The organism is Kitasatospora sp. NPDC097691, assembly GCF_040302665.1.
GTDB lineage: Bacteria > Actinomycetota > Actinomycetes > Streptomycetales > Streptomycetaceae > Kitasatospora.
Window position 1 is genome coordinate 1 of the sequence record NZ_JBEORY010000052.1, and the last position, 16,918, is coordinate 16,918.

At 71.2% G+C, this 16,918-nt stretch carries 16 protein-coding genes, 1 rRNA gene and 1 pseudogene; 12 read left to right on the forward strand and 6 right to left on the reverse strand.

The genetic code is table 11. The annotated features are described in order from the left end of the window. The 9 genes and pseudogenes from rrf to pstB form a co-directional block, all read left to right on the forward strand. Positions 1 to 87, forward strand: a 5S ribosomal RNA gene (gene rrf / locus ABTY56_RS28700); the annotation flags it as partial. Between the two features lie 72 nt (positions 88 to 159). Then, a complete protein-coding gene (mshD, locus tag ABTY56_RS28705) occupies positions 160 to 1,155 on the forward strand; it encodes a mycothiol synthase (RefSeq protein WP_350632114.1) in 996 nt (331 codons plus the stop codon). A gap of 448 nt (positions 1,156 to 1,603) precedes the next feature. Then, positions 1,604 to 3,673: pseudogene (locus tag ABTY56_RS28710) on the forward strand (RNA degradosome polyphosphate kinase); the annotation flags it as partial. Positions 3,674 to 3,794: 121 nt separating this feature from the next. Further along, on the forward strand, positions 3,795 to 4,880 hold the full coding sequence (locus ABTY56_RS28715) for a CHAD domain-containing protein (RefSeq protein WP_350632117.1): 1,086 nt from the start codon (positions 3,795 to 3,797) through the stop codon (positions 4,878 to 4,880). Between the two features lie 73 nt (positions 4,881 to 4,953). Next, positions 4,954 to 5,391 carry an NUDIX hydrolase gene (locus ABTY56_RS28720; protein ID WP_502893208.1) on the forward strand — a complete coding sequence of 146 codons (438 nt, stop codon included), beginning with the start codon at positions 4,954 to 4,956 and terminating at the stop codon, positions 5,389 to 5,391. Between the two features lie 245 nt (positions 5,392 to 5,636). Continuing rightward, on the forward strand, positions 5,637 to 6,770 hold the full coding sequence (gene pstS / locus ABTY56_RS28725; protein WP_350632120.1) for a phosphate ABC transporter substrate-binding protein PstS: 1,134 nt from the start codon (positions 5,637 to 5,639) through the stop codon (positions 6,768 to 6,770). 150 nt (positions 6,771 to 6,920) lie between these two features. Beyond that, positions 6,921 to 7,898, forward strand: a complete 978-nt coding sequence (gene pstC / locus ABTY56_RS28730) for a phosphate ABC transporter permease subunit PstC (RefSeq protein WP_350632122.1) — start codon at positions 6,921 to 6,923, stop codon at positions 7,896 to 7,898. Then, positions 7,895 to 8,965, forward strand: coding sequence for a phosphate ABC transporter permease PstA (gene pstA, locus ABTY56_RS28735; RefSeq protein ID WP_350632124.1), 1,071 nt, complete (start codon positions 7,895 to 7,897; stop codon positions 8,963 to 8,965). Before pstC ends, pstA begins: the two co-directional genes overlap by 4 nt. Before the next feature lie 39 nt (positions 8,966 to 9,004). Continuing rightward, a complete protein-coding gene (pstB, locus tag ABTY56_RS28740) occupies positions 9,005 to 9,781 on the forward strand; it encodes a phosphate ABC transporter ATP-binding protein PstB (RefSeq protein WP_350632126.1) in 777 nt (258 codons plus the stop codon). A 189-nt stretch (positions 9,782 to 9,970) separates the two neighbouring features. Here pstB and ABTY56_RS28745 read toward each other — a convergent pair whose 3' ends face one another. Together ABTY56_RS28745 and ABTY56_RS28750 are read right to left on the reverse strand one after the other, a co-directional pair. Then, complete coding sequence (locus tag ABTY56_RS28745; protein WP_350632127.1) at positions 9,971 to 10,966, reverse strand: inorganic phosphate transporter; 996 nt, start codon at positions 10,964 to 10,966, stop codon at positions 9,971 to 9,973. Between the two features lie 5 nt (positions 10,967 to 10,971). After that, on the reverse strand, positions 10,972 to 11,592 hold the full coding sequence (locus tag ABTY56_RS28750; RefSeq protein ID WP_350525709.1) for a DUF47 domain-containing protein: 621 nt from the start codon (positions 11,590 to 11,592) through the stop codon (positions 10,972 to 10,974). 359 nt (positions 11,593 to 11,951) lie between these two features. Between ABTY56_RS28750 and ABTY56_RS28755 the strand changes: the two genes are divergently transcribed. Continuing rightward, a complete protein-coding gene (locus ABTY56_RS28755; protein WP_350632129.1) occupies positions 11,952 to 12,332 on the forward strand; it encodes a metal-sensitive transcriptional regulator in 381 nt (126 codons plus the stop codon). A gap of 43 nt (positions 12,333 to 12,375) precedes the next feature. Here ABTY56_RS28755 and ABTY56_RS28760 read toward each other — a convergent pair whose 3' ends face one another. Then, on the reverse strand, positions 12,376 to 12,564 hold the full coding sequence (locus ABTY56_RS28760; protein ID WP_350632131.1) for a hypothetical protein: 189 nt from the start codon (positions 12,562 to 12,564) through the stop codon (positions 12,376 to 12,378). Positions 12,565 to 12,760: 196 nt separating this feature from the next. Then, positions 12,761 to 13,657 carry an SCO4651 family lipoprotein gene (locus ABTY56_RS28765; RefSeq protein ID WP_350632132.1) on the reverse strand — a complete coding sequence of 299 codons (897 nt, stop codon included), beginning with the start codon at positions 13,655 to 13,657 and terminating at the stop codon, positions 12,761 to 12,763. A 159-nt stretch (positions 13,658 to 13,816) separates the two neighbouring features. On the opposite strand from ABTY56_RS28765, the gene ABTY56_RS28770 reads away from it, so the two are divergent. Then, complete coding sequence (locus ABTY56_RS28770; RefSeq protein ID WP_350632134.1) at positions 13,817 to 14,005, forward strand: hypothetical protein; 189 nt, start codon at positions 13,817 to 13,819, stop codon at positions 14,003 to 14,005. Between the two features lie 112 nt (positions 14,006 to 14,117). Here ABTY56_RS28770 and ABTY56_RS28775 read toward each other — a convergent pair whose 3' ends face one another. Further along, positions 14,118 to 14,840, reverse strand: coding sequence for a phosphatase PAP2 family protein (locus ABTY56_RS28775; protein WP_350632135.1), 723 nt, complete (start codon positions 14,838 to 14,840; stop codon positions 14,118 to 14,120). A gap of 194 nt (positions 14,841 to 15,034) precedes the next feature. Next, positions 15,035 to 16,213 carry a C40 family peptidase gene (locus ABTY56_RS28780; protein WP_350632136.1) on the reverse strand — a complete coding sequence of 393 codons (1,179 nt, stop codon included), beginning with the start codon at positions 16,211 to 16,213 and terminating at the stop codon, positions 15,035 to 15,037. A 248-nt stretch (positions 16,214 to 16,461) separates the two neighbouring features. Here ABTY56_RS28780 and ABTY56_RS28785 point away from each other — a divergent pair, with 248 nt between their 5' ends. Beyond that, positions 16,462 to 16,812 carry a DUF8827 family protein gene (locus tag ABTY56_RS28785; protein ID WP_350632138.1) on the forward strand — a complete coding sequence of 117 codons (351 nt, stop codon included), beginning with the start codon at positions 16,462 to 16,464 and terminating at the stop codon, positions 16,810 to 16,812. The last annotated feature ends 106 nt before the right edge of the window (positions 16,813 to 16,918 follow it).

The following is a 16,918-nucleotide window of genomic DNA, read 5'->3' on the forward strand; positions in this document are numbered from 1 at the left end:
GGTTACATTCCGAACCCGGAAGCTAAGCCTCACAGCGCCGATGGTACTGCAGGGGGGACCCTGTGGGAGAGTAGGACGCCGCCGAACAATCATTCAGAAGAACCCCTGATCCACTCGGATCAGGGGTTCTTCGCATTTCCGGTGACGTATCGTCAGTACATGGACGATCAGACGGCAGTCACTGCGAACAACGTGCTCCACCCCGGGCAGCGGGACGGCGCCCTGCGTGTTCTGGCGGAGGCCCAGGCGGTGGACGGCCGGGCCGCCGTGTCCGAGCAGGGCCGGCTCCGGCTGCGTGCCGCGGAGAGCCCGCGTCCGGGGGTCACCCACCTCGTCGAGAGCGGATCCGAGACCGGATCCGAGGCCGGATCCGCATCCGAGGTCGTCCTCGGCTACGGCCAGCTGGAGGTCCCACAGGACCCCGCCGCCAGCCCCGCCGCCGAGCTGGTCGTCGACCCGGCTGCCCGCGGCCGCGGCCTGGCCCGCCCGCTGGTGGACGCCGTACTGGCGGAGGCCCACCGGGCGGGGCGCGACGCGGTGGACTTCTGGGTGCACGGCGGGCACCCGGCGGCCCGGCACCTGGCCGGGTCGTACGGCGCCGAGCTCGTCCGCGAACTGCGGCAGATGCGCCGCACCGGTCGGCAGACCGAGCAGGTGGCGCTCCCCGAGGGCGTCGAGCTCCGCACCTTCCGTCCGGGGGAGGACGACGCCGAGTGGCTGCGGCTGAACGCCCTGGCCTTCTCCCACCACCCGGAGCAGGGCGCCTGGACCGAGCGGGACCTGGCGGAGCGGATCGCCGAGCCCTGGTTCGACCCGGCCGGCTTCTTCCTGGCCACCCGCGACGGCAAGGTGGTCGGCTTCCACTGGACCAAGGTGCACCCGGCCACCGTCACCGAGCCGGAGCGCGGCGAGGTGTACGTGGTCGGGGTGGACCCGGCGGAGCAGGGCAGCGGTCTCGGCCGCGCGCTCACGGCGGCGGGCCTGCGTCACTTGACCGGCTCCGGCCCGGGCGAGCGAGGTCTGGAAACCGTGCTCCTCTACGTCGATGCCGACAATCCGGCCGCCGTGCGGGTATATGAACGACTGGGATTCACCATTCACGAGGTGGACCTCATGTACCGAGCCCGGTACCAGGAGCAGAACCGGTCGGCCTGACCGCCTCCCCCCACGGTCCGGCCGCCTCCCGGAGGTGGTGAAGTCGGCCAGGAGCGGTCGCGGGCGAAGACCGGAACGGCAACGGCCCTTGCCCCGACCGACTCAGCTTTCCTCCTGGCCATGCGGTGTTTACCGTGGATTCAATTGCTGCCGCGAAGATCACAGGATGAAGTCCGTAGTGTCTCGCTCGTGCAGAGTCGACCGCCCCACGGCGGCCGGTCCTGTACGGACCGCGCCCGGCGGATGGGCGCTGTTCCCGGGATCGGCCCGGGGCGAGGGCGACGGCCCGCAGAGCCATTCGTGTCCGGACGCCGTCCTGCTGCTGGAGGAGCTGGAGCCCATGAGCATCCCCCGCCCCGTCTCTGCCGCGCTGTCGCCGACGGCCCGGATGTCCAGTGCGCTGGGCATCCCGCCGGAGCTGCCGGCCACGGACGAGCAGGAGTTCGAAGCGTTGCCGCAGGGCCGCTTCCTCGACCGTGAGCGGAGCTGGCTCGCGTTCAACGAGCGCGTCCTCGAACTCGCCGAGGACCCGGGGATCCCGTTGCTGGAGCGAGCCAAGTTCCTGGCGATCTTCGCCAGCAACCTGGACGAGTTCTTCATGGTCCGGGTGGCCGGCCTCAAGCGCCGCATCGCCACCGGCGTCGCCCAGCGCAGTGCGTCCGGGCTCCAGCCGCGCGAGGTGCTGGACCTGATCTGGACCCGCTCGCGCGAGCTGATGGCCCGGCACGCCGCGGCCTTCCAGCAGGACGTCCTGCCGGACCTCGCCACCGAGGGCATCGAGGTGGTCCGCTGGTCGGAGCTGGCCGAGAAGGAGCAGGCCCGGCTCCACACGCTGTTCCGGCAGAAGATCTTCCCCGTCCTGACCCCCTTGGCCGTCGACCCGGCGCACCCCTTCCCGTACATATCGGGGCTCTCGCTCAACCTGGCCGTCGTGGTGCGCAACCCGGTCTCCGGGCACAAGCACTTCGCCCGGGTGAAGGTGCCGCAGTCGCTGGCGCGCTTCCTGGAGGCCTCGCCCCAGCGGTACGTTCCGCTGGAGGACGTGATGGGCGCGCACCTGGAGGAGCTCTTCCCCGGGATGGAGGTGCTGGCCCACCACGCCTTCCGCGTCACTCGCAACGAGGACCTGGAGGTGGAGGAGGACGACACCGAGAACATCCTCAAGGCCCTGGAGAAGGAGCTGATGCGGCGGCGCTTCGGCCCGCCGGTCCGGCTGGAGGTCGAGGAGTCGATCGACCCCTACATCCTGGACCTGCTGGTGCGGGAGCTGAACATCACCGAGGCGGAGGTCTTCCCGCTGCCCGGGCCGCTGGACCTGACCGGGCTGTTCGGGATCGCCGAGCTGGACCGCCCGGAGCTCAAGTACCCGAAGTTCGTGGCGGGCACGGCCCGCGGCCTGACCGACGTCGAGTCGGCCTCCCAGCCGGACATCTTCGCCGCGATGCGCGAGCGCGACGTCCTGCTGCACCACCCGTACGACAGCTTCTCCACCTCGGTGCAGGCCTTCCTGGAGCAGGCCGCCGGCGACCCGGACGTCCTGGCGATCAAGCAGACCCTGTACCGGACCTCCGGCGACTCGCCGATCGTGGACGCGCTGATCGACGCGGCCGAGTCCGGCAAGCAGGTGCTGGTCCTGGTCGAGATCAAGGCGCGCTTCGACGAGCAGGCCAACATCAAGTGGGCCCGCAAGCTGGAGGAGGCCGGCTGCCACGTGGTCTACGGCCTGGTCGGGCTGAAGACGCACTGCAAGCTGTCGCTGGTGGTCCGCCAGGAGGGCGACACCCTGCGCCGCTACTCGCACGTCGGCACCGGCAACTACCACCCGAAGACGGCCCGGCTCTACGAGGACCTGGGCCTGCTCACCTCCGACCCGCAGGTCGGTGCCGACCTGTCGGACCTCTTCAACCGGCTCTCCGGATACTCGCGCCGCGAGTCCTACCGCCGCCTGCTCACCGCCCCGCGCGGCCTGCGCGACGGCCTGGTCGCGCGGATCCACAACGAGATCGCCCACCACAAGGCGGGCCGCCCGGCGTACGTGAAGCTCAAGGTCAACTCGATCGTCGACGAGGCCCTGATCGACGCGCTGTACCGGGCCTCGCAGGCCGGCGTGCCGGTGGACGTCTGGGTGCGCGGCATCTGCGCGATCCGCCCGGGCGTGCCGGGGCTGAGCGAGAACATCCGGGTCCGCAGCATCCTGGGGCGCTTCCTGGAGCACTCCCGGATCTTCGTGTTCGGCAACAACGGCGATCCGGAGGTCTGGATCGGCAGCGCCGACATGATGCACCGCAACCTGGACCGCCGGATCGAGGCGCTGCTGCGGATCACCGATCCGGCGCACCGCGCCGAGCTGTCCGGGCTGATCGACCTCGGGGTGTCGGACGAGACCGAGTCCTGGCACCTGGGACCGGACGGCACCTGGACCCGCCACTCGCAGGACGCCGAGGGCCGACAGCTGCGGCACCTCCAGGACCTGCTGATCGACTCGCGCCAGCGCCGCCGGGCCGCCACCTCGCGCTGACGCGACCACTGATGCGGAGCTGCCGGAACGGCGGGCCCCGGAGACTCCCGAGGGCAGCCGGTCCGGCGGTCGGCCACCAGCTCCGGGGAACTACTCCGGAGGAACGGGGATCTACCACGCCATGACCGATGCGCCGATGACGGCCCAGGCGGCCTCCACCGCGACCGCCGGGGACATTCTTTCCCGCCACCTCACCGCCCAGGCCGGCGCCTTCCTGCGCGCCCTGCCGCTGGCGGTGGGCGAGGTCGGCGCAAGACCCGGGACCGCCTCGGCCGTCCCGGCGGCGGGTACCGCCGACCTGCTGCGGGCCGTTCGGCGGACAGGCGGGCTGCTGCACACCTTCGGCTCGGTCTTCGAGCAGAGCTGGGCACAGGAGTCGCGCACCGAGCTGCGCTGGCTGCTCAACCTGCTGGCGCTCGAACCCGGGTACGTCCGCCGTTCGGCCCGGCTGCTGGGTGCGCTGGACTCGCTGAGCGGCAGCGACCCGGGAGGGACGGGCATGCTGGCCGGCCACGCGGGCGCCCCCAAGGCGCGGGCGCTGCTGGACCGGCAGCTGACCCTGGCCAGGACCCGGGCGCACTCCACGGTCCTCCAGGAGCTCCGCTCGGCCCGGCTGCACGCGCTGGCGGACCGGATGACGCTGCTGGTCGGCGAGGCGCCGCTGCTGGACTCGGCGGGCGGCCGGGCGTCGGCGGTGCTGCTGCCGCACGCGGCCGCGGCCTTCGCCGCGCTGTCCGCGACCGCCCAGCAGCTGCCGCTGCAGCGGGCCGCGACGCCGTACGGCGGGGACGGGCTGCGCCGGCTGGGCGCCGTCCCGGCCGCCCGTGGCGCGGTGGACGCGGACACGGCGCTGGCGGCCGACGACGCGCCCTGGGCCCGGCTGCGGATCCTGGTGAAGCGCAGCCGGTACGCGCTGGAGGTGTGCGGCCGTCCGTCCTCCGAGCTGGACGAGCTGGACGCCGTGCTGGCCCGGCAGCAGGAGGCCGCGGACGCCGCGGTCACCGCCGCCACCGCGGCGCGCACCCCGAGGATCACCCCCGCGACCGCGTACGTGCTGGGCGTGGTGCACGCCGACCAGCGGCTGGAGGTGGAGTCGGCGCGGTACGCCTTCGGCCGCCGGTGGCCCGAGCTGGTGCCCGGCCCGGAGGGCTGGCTGGAGTTCCCGACCGAGGGCTGGGGCCACCCCACCGCACCGAGGACGGTCTGAGTTGGGCGGGCGTCCGGGAGCCGGGCGGGCGGCGGCGGGGAGCGCGACCGGGGCGGTGCGCGCTCCGGTGGTCATGGCGGCGGGCGCGGTGCTGTGGCTGCCGGGCCGGCCGAAGAAGAGCGGCCGGCTCGGGCGGCCGCGGATCGCGGTGATCCACCGGCCCAAGTACGACGACTGGAGCCTGCCGAAGGGCAAGCTCGACCCCGGCGAGGGCGTGGTCGACGCGGCGCTGCGCGAGGTGTGGGAGGAGACCGGCTTCCGGTGCCTGCTCGGCCCTGAGCTGCCCGCCCAGCACTACCACGTGCAGGGCCGCCCGAAGGAGGTCCGCTACTGGGCCGCGGTGCCGTCGAGCGGCGCCTTCCGGCCCAACCGCGAGGTGGACCGGTTGGAGTGGCTGCCGGCCGGGAAGGCCCGCGCCCGGCTCACCTACGACCACGACCGGTTGCTGATCGATGCACTGCTGGTGATCCTGGGGGCGAAGCCGGTGCGCACGGCCGGCGCGCCGCGGTGAAGGAACAGCGGAAGTGATCTTCCCGCGCCCTTGCCGTGACGCAACCGTTACTACCTGACGTAGTTTCCTGCCATCCCTTCGAGGTTCACTCCCCGTTCACTTGCGACCGGCTGTCGTGTCACTTACCCGGCCTAACTTCGGGACCACCGGAGGGCCGAACGGGCCCCGGACCACAGCAGAAACCCGTGCTGCGCCGTACGCGTACGGCACCCGCAGCGGGCAATGCCTCAGAAAGGGACACCCCTGTGAAGCTCCAGCGGAACGGCCGCTCCAAGGCCCTCGCGATCGGTGCCGTGGCGCTCGTCAGCTCGCTGTCGCTCGCCGCCTGCGGCTCGGACAACAACAACACGACCGCCTCCGGCGGCTCCAGCGGCTCCGCCGCGCCCGCTGCCTCGATCAACTGTGGCAAGCCGGGTTCGCTGATCGCCGCCGGTTCGACCGCGCAGGGCACGGCGGTCGACGTCTGGAAGACCAACTTCAGCGGTTCGTGCTCCGGCACCACCATCAACTACCAGGGCGTGGGCTCCGGCGCGGGCATCCAGCAGTTCACCCAGGGCAAGGTCCAGTTCGCCGGTTCCGACTCGGCCCTGAAGCCGGCCGAGGTCGAGGCCACCAAGGCGGTCTGCACCGGCGGCCAGGGCATCGACCTGCCGATGGCCGGCGGTCTGATCTCGCTGGTCTTCAACGTGGACAACGTCGACAACCTGGTCCTGGACGGTCCGACCGCCGCCAAGATCTTCGACTCGCAGATCACCAAGTGGAACGACCCGGCGATCGCGGCCCTGAACCCGGGCGCCAAGCTGCCGGACGCCGAGATCCAGTCGTTCCACCGCTCGGACGACTCCGGCACCACCGACAACCTGACCAAGTACTTCGCCGCCGCCGGCAACGGCGCCTGGGCCTACCCGTCCAGCAAGACCTGGGCGGCCAAGGGCGGCCAGTCGGCCAACGGCAGCGCCGGTGTCGCGGCCCAGGTGAAGCAGGTCAAGAACTCGATCAGCTACGTCGAGCTGGCCTACGCCCAGACCAACAGCCTGAAGAGCGCCGCCATCAACACCGGCGCCTCCAAGCCGGTCGAGGCCACCGCCGCCAACGCCGCGAACACCTTCGCCAAGGCCCAGGTCGCCGGCACCGGCAGCGACCTGGCGCTGAAGCTCGACTACGCGACCAAGGACGAGGGCTCCTACCCGCTGGTCCTGGTCACCTACGAGATCGTCTGCGACAAGGGCAACAAGGCCGACACCGTCGACACCCTGAAGTCCTTCCTGACCTACACCGCCAGCGAGGCGGGCCAGAAGGCGGCCGGCGAGAAGGGCTACGTCCCGCTGCCGAAGGAGCTGACCGACAAGGTCAACACCGTCATCCCGACCCTGGCCTGATCCGACAGGACCACCGATGGGGCGGCCCCGTGAGCGAGGGGGGCCGGGGCCGCCCCACCGGAACGCACCAAACCCAGCACCACGTCCGGGGCACCGCCGCCATGGTGCCGTCCCCCTTCCGGGGCGGCATCACCAGACCGGAGTAGACCAATGACTTCATCCTCCCCTGCCGCCCCGCGAGGCAGGGAACGCCGACCGCGCGACAGCCGGGTCGGCGACAAGATCTTCATGAACCTCGCCCGGGGCTCGGGCATTCTGCTGCTGGTCATCATGGCCGCGATCGCCGGCTTCCTGGCCTGGCGCTCGGGCCTGGCCCTCAGCAAGAACGAGGGCAACTTCCTGACGTCCTTCGAGTGGGCGCCGGACGCCCCGAAGCCGGTCTTCGGCATCGCGGTCCTCGTCGTCGGCACCATCGTGAGCGCCGTCATCGCGATGGCGATCGCCGTCCCGGTGGCCATCGGGATCGCGCTGTTCATCTCGCACTACGCGCCGCGCCGGATCGCCCAGCCGTTCGCCTACCTGGTCGACCTGCTCGCCGCCGTCCCCAGCATCGTCTACGGCCTGTGGGGCGCGCTCTTCCTGGTCCCGCACATGGACGGCCTCACCAGCTGGCTCAACGAGTACCTGGGCTGGACGTACATCTTCGACCAGACCAAGTCCGGTACCCCGCGCAACCTCTTCACCGTCGGCATCCTGCTGGCGATCATGGTCCTGCCGATCATCACCGCGGTCTCCCGCGAGGTGTTCCGCCAGGTGCCGCGGATGCACGAGGAGGCGGCGCTCGCGCTCGGCGCGACCCGCTGGGAGATGATCCGCACCGCGGTGCTGCCGTTCGGCCGCCCCGGCATCATCTCGGCCTCGATGCTCGGCCTCGGCCGTGCGCTGGGCGAGACCATCGCGGTCGCGGTGGTGCTCTCCTCCAGCAACGTCCTGTCGCTGCACATCCTCGACGCGGGCGGCGGAACCTTCGCGCAGAACATCGCGCTGAAGTTCGCCGAGGCCGGCGACAACGGGCGCAACGCGCTCATGGCCTCCGGCCTCGTCCTGTTCGTCATCACCCTCCTGGTGAACGGTGCCGCGCGACTGATCATCGCCCGCCGCAAGGAGTACTCGGGGGCCAACGCATGACCGTCACCGCCGTCGTCGAGGACGCCCGGCCCGCCGGCCGTCCGCTGACCGCCAACCGGTTGCCCAAGTGGGCCCCGGCTGCCGTGGCGGTCGGCTCGATCGCCCTCGGCTGCGGGATCGGCGCTGCCGCCGGCCTCGCCAGCCACCTGCAGTGGGGCCTGATCTCGGGCGCGCTGTTCCTCCTGATCGGCTACATCGCCTCGGCCTCGGTCGAGGGCCGCCGACAGGCGAAGGACCGGCTCGCCACCTCGGTGGTCTGGGTCGCCTTCATCATGGCCGTCGTCCCGCTGGTCGCCCTGACCGTGTACACCGTCCAGCAGGGCATCGAGGTGGTCGACGGGAACTTCCTGACCCACTCGATGAAGGGCGTGCTCCAGTCCGGCCCCGGCGGTGGCATCTACCACGCGCTGATCGGCACCCTGCAGCAGGTCGCCCTGGCCACCGCGATCGCCGCCCCGATCGGGCTGCTGACCGCCGTCTACCTGGTCGAGTACGGCCGCGGCAAGCTCGCCAAGGCGGTCACCTTCTTCGTCGACGTCATGACGGGCATCCCGTCGATCGTCGCCGGTCTGTTCATCCTCTCGCTCTGGAACCTCGCCCTGGGCTTCAGCTACTCCGGCTTCTCGGGCAGCCTCGCGCTGGCCATCCTGATGATGCCGGTCGTGGTCCGGTCCACCGAGGAGATGCTCAAGCTCGTCCCGAACGAACTGCGCGAAGCCTCGTACGCGCTCGGCGTGCCGAAGTGGAAGACCATCCTGCGGATCGTCCTCCCCACCGCGATCGGCGGCATCACGACCGGTGTGATGCTCGCGGTCGCCCGCATCACGGGCGAGACCGCCCCGGTGATGATGCTGGTGTTCGGCGCCGACTACATCAACAACAACCCGTTCGACGGTCCGCAGCAGTCCCTGCCGATGTACATCTGGACGCAGTACTCCCAGGTGAACAACCAGTACGGCTACGCCCGAGCCTGGGGTGCGGCACTGGTACTGATCGCCTTCGTGATGGGGCTCAACCTCATCGCCCGGGGTATCGCCCGCTGGCGCTCGCCCAAGACCGGCCACTGACCAGACTGACGTACGAGACAGACGAGAGAAGCAACGATCATGGCCAAGCGCATCGACGTCAGCGGACTGTCGGCCTACTACGGCACCACCAAGGCCATCGAGGACATCTCGATGAGCATCGAACCCCGCTCGGTGACCGCCTTCATCGGCCCCTCCGGCTGCGGCAAGTCCACCTTCCTGCGCACCCTCAACCGGATGCACGAGGTGATCCCCGGCGCCCGCGTCGAGGGCAAGGTCCTCCTGGACGACGAGAACCTGTACGCCTCCAACGTCGACCCGGTCGCCGTGCGCCGCTCGATCGGCATGGTCTTCCAGCGTCCGAACCCGTTCCCGACCATGTCGATCTACGACAACGTGGTCGCCGGCCTCCGGCTCGCGGGCGTGAAGAAGAAGTCCGTCCTGGACGAGGTGGTGGAGCGCTCGCTGAAGGGCGCCAACCTCTGGAAGGAGGTCCACACCCGGCTGAACAAGCCCGGTGCCGGCCTCTCCGGCGGTCAGCAGCAGCGCCTGTGCATCGCCCGCGCCATCGCGGTCGAGCCGCAGGTCCTGCTGATGGACGAGCCCTGCTCCGCGCTCGACCCGATCTCCACCCTCGCCATCGAGGACCTGATCGGCGAGCTGAAGTCGCAGTTCACGATCGTCATCGTGACCCACAACATGCAGCAGGCGGCCCGCGTCAGCGACCGCACCGCCTTCTTCAACCTGGCGGGCGTCGGCCAGCCGGGCAAGCTGGTCGAGCTGGACGACACCCAGCGGATCTTCTCCAACCCGTCGGTCCAGGCGACCGAGGACTACATCTCCGGCCGCTTCGGCTAGACCGGACCCCGCCACGCGCGGAAGCGCGGAGAACGGCGGAACGCGAGCTGTCCCGTGGTGCTGCATGGCGGTGCCGCCGCGGGACATGAAGAAGGGCCCGCCCCCGAGATGTGGGGGCGGGCCCTGTCATGTCCCCGGTGCCGTCCGGGGGGACCCTCCCGGATCGACGTCCGGCGGGTCCCTCCGGGATCAGCCCCAGAACAGGTGGACGAACCAGTACACCAGCGCTGCGACGATGGCGGCCGCCGGCATCGTGATGAACCAGCCGAGCACGATGTTCTTGGCGACGCCCCAGCGCACCGCGCGGATCCGCTTGGTGGCCCCCACGCCCATGATCGCCGAGGTGATCACGTGGGTGGTGGAGATCGGCGCCTTGTAGACGAACGACGTGATGTACATGACCACCGACGCGGTGGTCTCGGCCGCGAAGCCCTGCGGCGGGTCCAGCTCGATGATCTTGCGGCCGAGCGTCCGCATGATCCGCCAGCCGCCCGCGTAGGTGCCCAGCGAGAGCATCGTCGCGCAGGAGATCTTCACCCAGACCGGGATGTCGTAGGTGGCCTGCTGGCCGGAGATGACCAGCGCCATCACCACGATGCCCATGGTCTTCTGGGCGTCCTGCAGACCGTGAGCCAGTGCCATCGCGGCGGCGGAGGCGGTCTGGGCGACCCGGAAGTTGCGCTTGGCCCGGTGCGGGTTGGCCCGGCGGAAGATCCACAGGATCGCCAGCATCACCAGGTAGCCGCCGATCAGGCCGACCACCGGCGAGACGACCATCGGGATGATGATCTTGTCGATCACGCCGTTCCAGATCACCTCGGTGCCGCCGGCCAGTGCGGCGCCCACCAGGCCGCCGAACAGGGCGTGCGAGGAGGAGGACGGCAGGCCGAAGTACCAGGTGACCAGGTTCCAGGCGATCGCACCGATCAGGGCGGCGAACAGGATCGCCATCCCCTGGTTGCCCTTGGGGGTCTCGATGATCCCCTGCGAGACGGTGTGCGCCACGCCGCTGCCGAGGAAGGCGCCGGCCAGGTTCATCACCGCGGCCATCGCGAGCGCGGCCCGGGGGGTGAGCGCCCGGGTGGACACCGACGTGGCGATCGCGTTCGCCGAGTCGTGGAAGCCGTTGGTGTAGGTGAAGAAGAACGCAACGCCGATGACGACGATGAGTGCTGCCATGTCCACGAGGGTCAGGACTCCTTGACGGCGATGGTCTCCACCGTGTTGGCGACGTGCTCGAACGCGTCCGCCGCCTCCTCAAGAACGTCCACGATCTGCTTGAGCTTGAGCACCTCGATGGCGTCGTACTGACCGGAGAACAGGTGGGCGAGCAGCTTGCGGTGGATCTGGTCGGCCTGGTTCTCCAGCCGGTTGACCTCGATCCAGTACTCGGTGAGGTTCGACATGCTCCGCAGGTTCGGCATCGCCGCCGCGGTGAGCTCGGCGGCCCGGGCCAGCACCTCGATCTGCTGCTCGATCCCCTTCGGCAGGGTCTGGATGTCGTAGAGGACGACCAGGTCGACGGCCTCCTCCATGAAGTCCATGATGTCGTCCAGCGACGAGGCGAGGCTGTAGATGTCCTCGCGGTCGAAGGGCGTGATGAAGGACGAGTTCAGCTGGTGGAAGACGGCATGGGTGGTGTCGTCGCCGGCGTGCTCGGCGGCGCGCATGCGCTCGACGATCTCCGTGCGGGCCGACACGTCCGATCCCAGCAGCTCCAGCAGGAGCTTCGATCCGACGACGAGGTTCTCCGCCGCAGCGGCGAACATGTCGTAGAAGCTCGTCTCCTTCGGGGTCAGGCTAAAACGCACGGAAATCTCCGATGTGCGGGGTAGGGACTGAACGATGCTAGGTGCAACCGAGCGCAATCACGCAAACGGGGTGCCGAGGTCGGAGCCGGAGCCTCCCCTTCCGTTCGGCTGCTGCGTCAGCCGGTCCGGCCGCACCGCCACGTACGGACGCGGGCCCCCAGTCTGACGGAACCTCGCCCGGATTGTCCCCGTCGTGCGTACGGAGGGCCGGGGCGCCGCTCAGAAGGACGAACCCGCCGGACGGCCCGCCCGGGCCCGGCGGCACATGCCGTGTCGGCCGCCGGAACACCACCGGAGGCCCCGGTGTTGGACACTGGTGGCCGACGCAGCCACCAGGCACTCAGACGAAGGCGGGGCCGATGACCACGACGCAAGCGCGCACCGAGCCGGATCACGCGCACGGGGCCGACCCGCACGCCGGCCACGCCGCACCCGCGGCCGCCGCCGGACACCAGGGCCCGCACGGCTACAGCGCCCAGAAGGACGCGCACCTCAAGCGGCTGCGCCGGATCGAGGGCCAGATCCGCGGCCTCCAGCGGATGGTCGACGAGGACGTGTACTGCATCGACGTGCTCACCCAGGTCTCGGCCGGCACCAAGGCGCTGCAGTCGTTCGCGCTCTCCCTGCTGGAGGAGCACCTGCGGCACTGCGTCGCCGCGGCCGCCGAGGAGGGCGGGGCCGAGCTGGACGCCAAGGTGGCGGAGGCCACCGCCGCGATCGGCCGGCTGCTGCGCAGCTGAGCCCACGGCCCCACGGCCCCGCGGGGTGGCCCGGGCCACCCCGCTAGCCGTCGGCCTCCCGGTCGGCCGGCCGGGGGTCGGCCCGGTCGAGCAGCACCTCGTCGATCCGTTCGGTCGGCAGCCGGTCGCCGGAGCTGGCCGTCGCGGCGATCATCAGCTCGCCGGCCAGCTCGATCTCGTCGAGGGCCGCGTCGTCGTGGCCGCCGCTGCGGCCGCCCGTGGACGACACCACCTGCACCACCCCTTCAGTGCCTCGCCAGCCCGGGCGGCAGCCACCCGACGTCCAGCCTAGGCACTCCGGGGCCCGTCCACATGGCACGGACGGGCCATCTCGGCGCCGCCGAAACGGGTGGCCGCCGCTCCCCGGACGGCCACCCGCTGCGGCGGCACCCCGTCACGCCCCGGCGCCGGAGCGCTGCCCCGGCGGCCTACTTGGGGCTCTCCGTGGGCTTCATCTGGTAGATGTCCGAGGCCGACGGCTCGGCCGCCTGGACCGGCTTGCCGAAGTCCGCCAGCGCGGTCGTCGAGGTCACCTTCACCTGGTCCTTGGGCTCCTTCGACCCGGCCACCCCGGCGAAGGTGAACACCTCGACCACCTTGTGCAGCCGGCCCTGGTCGTCCAGCCAGGCGTCGTACGGAACCTCCTTGGCGGTGAAGGTCTGCGCCCCCATCCGCAGGCCGTCCCCGCCCCGGCCACCGGTCGCGTCGGCGGCCTTGGCCAGGTCCAGGGTGCCGCGGTAGTGGTGCAGCGCGACCCCGTCGACGGTCTCGGTGCCGACCGCGTCCGCCTTCTGCGCCCCGCGCAGCGCCCCCGCCGCCGAGGCCGGGTCGGTCGCGCCGCTGCTGACCAGGTTGCCGTCCGGCAGCTGGCGCACGTCCAGCTTGACCCACTTGCCCTCGGGCACCTTGGCGCCGCTGTTCTGCAGGTACACGGTGCCCGGCAGGACCACCTCGACGATCTTCCCGGTGGTGGCGGCGCCCGGCGGGACCTGGACCTCCAGCCGGCCGATCCGCTTCACGTAGTCGTAGCCGCCCGTGCCGCTGAACGAGGCCTTCTTCTCGGCGGACTCGGTGACCAGCTCGGTGGCGGTGCGCGCGGAGCCGGTGCGGCCGGTGATGTCGGCGGCGTTGCGCACCGCCGTCAGCGGGTCCGCGGCGAGCTGGTCGGGGGCGGCCGACTGCTGGTCGGAGGAGCCGCCGCCGGAGCCCGTGCAGCCGGCTGCGCCGGCCGCCAGCGCGGCGGCGAGCAGGGCGGCCCCGGCCGCCGAGCGCAGGTGCGGACCCGGACGGCGCGCTGGCCGCCCGGTGCGCTGCTGGTCGGTCATCTTCATCCTCGCGACAACCCCCTCGGGCCCGACTGCCCCCGGACACCACCGGGTGGGCAGAGCTCTTTCCGGGCAAACGAGTTGGGCGGCGAAGGGTTACGGGTGCCCGCCCCCGGAGGGCGTCGCGCACCCGGCGTCCGGCGCGTTACGGTGAACCACGTGCACAGTGAGCTGCCGGCCGCGCCCGGCACCCGGATGCCCGAGCACCGCGTCGCGATCAGTGAGCGCGGCTCCTTCGCCTTCGCGACCTGCAGCTGCGGGTGGTACGCCCCGGCCCGCCGCTCCCGCGACCTCGCCCGCCGCGAGGGGGCCGGTCACCTGGCCGAGAACGGCGTGACGTCGGACTGACCGGACGAGGCCCGGACTGTTCAGCGTCGGACCGCCCGTGCGGTGTGGCCGCCGCCGGGCCGGAACGCCGCCGCCTTCGGACCGCGTCCGGGTCGGACACCGGCGCGGCGGGTCAGGCCGCGAGGTCGGACTCCGGCGGCTGCTCCTCGGCCCGCACCGCCCCGCGCCCGCGCCGACGGCCGCGCGGGGCGGCACCGGCACGGCCCGCGCCGCCGCGCTCCGGCGCCCGGATCAGCGGGGCGACGGCCGTCCGGCTCAGCGCGTGGCAGAACGGGACCAGCACCGCCATCGCGATCGGTGCCAACAGCAGCACCACGGCGACGGCCAGCGCGAAGCCGCCGATCACGTCGGTCGGGTAGTGGACACCCATGAACATCCGGCAGAAGCCCTGCAACAGGGCCAGGCCGCCGGCGATCCAGCCGAGCCTGCGGTTCACCAGGAACAGCGCCACCGCGACGCCCATCGTCATCGTCGAGTGGTCACTGACGAAGGAGTGCGTGCCGGCCTTCCCGTCCACCAGCACCAGCAGCCCGGGATGGTCGACGAACGGGCGCGGACGGTCCACGATCGCGGCGATCGGCAGGTTGGCCAGCTCGGCGATCGCGACCGAGAGCGGCACCCAGAGCAGCCCGGCGATCGCCACCGGCGCGTCCGGGCGGCGTCTGGCCTGCAGCCAGGCCACCAGACCGAGCATGCCCAGGCCGATCAGGATGCCGTACTCGCCGATCCACGAGACCAGGTGGTCCAGCCACTGCGGGGAGCGTTTGGCCAGACCGTTGACGGCGTAGAGCAGGCCGAGGTCGGGGTTGGTCGTGTCGGCAAGCGGCGTCGACACGCCGCACCTCCTTCTGGTCCGCTGCACCTGTAGGTTCCCGCCGGGGCCCGCCCGGCGCGGAGTGCTGACGAGGGGCCACCGGAAGAAACGTCATTTCCGGGATACAGCGTTCCACGGAAACGCGCGGTTATCGAAACTTGACTCAGCGTCCACAGCGCGCACACAGGTCCCGGCCGGCCCGGCCGCACCCCGGCCTACCGGCCCGCCCCGGCGGGGGCCGGCCCGGTCGGCGCGGGCGGGGCCGCCATCGCCGGCCGGGCGGACGCCGCCTGGGCGCCGCCCTGGGCGGCGCCCTGGTTCCCGGCGGGGCTCGCCGCCGCCGGCGCCGTCGCCGTCGAGCCGGGCCGGCTCGGGGCGTTGACCGAACCGTCGTTGTTCCGACTCGGCAGCGCCTGGGCGCCGTCCGAGGTGACCCGGGTCGCGCCGATGTACTCCTTGGTGTCGATCTTGTCGTAGCGGATCACCGCACCGGTGTGCGGCGCGTTGATCATGTACCCGCCGCCGACGTAGATCCCGACGTGGTGGATGCTCCGCGGATCGCCCAGGTCCGTCGCGAAGAACACCAGGTCGCCCGGGCGCAACTGATCGCGTGACGGGTGCGGCCCCGCGTACCACTGGTCGTTGGCCACCCGGGGCAGGGTGATGCCCACACTGGCGTACGCGGCCTGGGTCAGGCCCGAGCAGTCGAACCGCCCGTTCTGCGACGGCAGGCCCTCGCCGCCCCACAGGTAGGGGGTGCCGAGCTTGGTCTGCGCGAAGTAGATCGCCGCCGCCGACTGCGCGGACACCTCCAACGGCGCGGTCGGCGCGGTGAAGCTGCGCGCCATCGCCTGGATGCTCCGCACGTAGCCCTGGGTCTCCTTGTACGGCGGGATGCCCCGGTTGCTCGTCACCGCGTACGGACCGGCGTTGTAGGCGGCCAGCATGTTGGCCTGCGGGTCGCCCGGGACGCTCGAGACGTCCTTGGCGAGCGCGCAGTCGTAGACCGCCGCCGAGGCGATCGCGTCGTACGGGTCCCAGACGTCCTTCCGGCCGTCACCGTTCGCATCCGTTCCGTACGTCGCCCAGGTGCCCGGCATGAACTGCGCCATTCCCTGCGCCCCGACGCCGGAGCGGGCCCTGGGGTCGAATCCGCTTTCCTGGTACAGCTGCGCCGCGAGCATCGGCGGAGAGATCTCCGGACACAGCGCGCCCCACTTCTGGATCGCGTCCTGGTAGGCCGCGGGGACCGTTCCGGGTGAGAGGACGGAACGATTCGCCGACTGCTGCGCCGTCCCACTCGCCGCATAAGTCCCCATCGTCACCAGCCCGATGAGCCCGAACGAAACAACTCCCGCAGCGACGGCGGCCGCACCGGCCTTCCGGAGTACCATCAGCACCATCCCGACGATTCGTCAGTCGAAGTGTCCCGGAAGGCGTTGCTCACCGCAATCATCAGAGATACAAGGAGTGAGCGCTATCCTTCGTACGGTGGACATCCTCGCGTACGTGTCCGATGCCTCACGACCAATCCGCGAGAAGTAGCCAAGTCGACATCAGATCTGGCCAAGAATAGGCACCGACCCTTCGCGCGGGCGGGGTCCGGGCCCTTGAATTTGCCTGATCGGGCGGTGAGATGGAAATGAACCTGAGCAGCGTGCACACCTATGCGGTCGGCCACCTGGCCGATGACCCTCCCAAGAAGCCGAATATCGACACCATCATCGGCGGGATCGCCCCGGACTGGGGCCCGTTCGCGAGCCTCGGGTCGGAGGCCCGGGTGATGGTCGAGGTCATCATGGCCGTCGCCATCCTCGTCTGCCTCGGCATCGCCGTCTGGGGCGCCGCCAAGCAGCGGATCGGTGCGACCGCGATGCGCGACAGCTTCGGAGCCGAACAGGGCAAGGGGCTGATCGTGGCCGGACTGACCGGCGTGTTCATCATCGGATCACTCGGCACTCTGTTCACCATTGTCTACGGCATGGCGGTCTGACGATCGGACAGCAGTAGTCCGGCCCGTCCGAGGTCGGGTTCCCCGTCCGGACCCCCTCCAGCGGCCGCTGCCAGGACTTCACCCCCGTTCCCACCCTCCGTCCGCG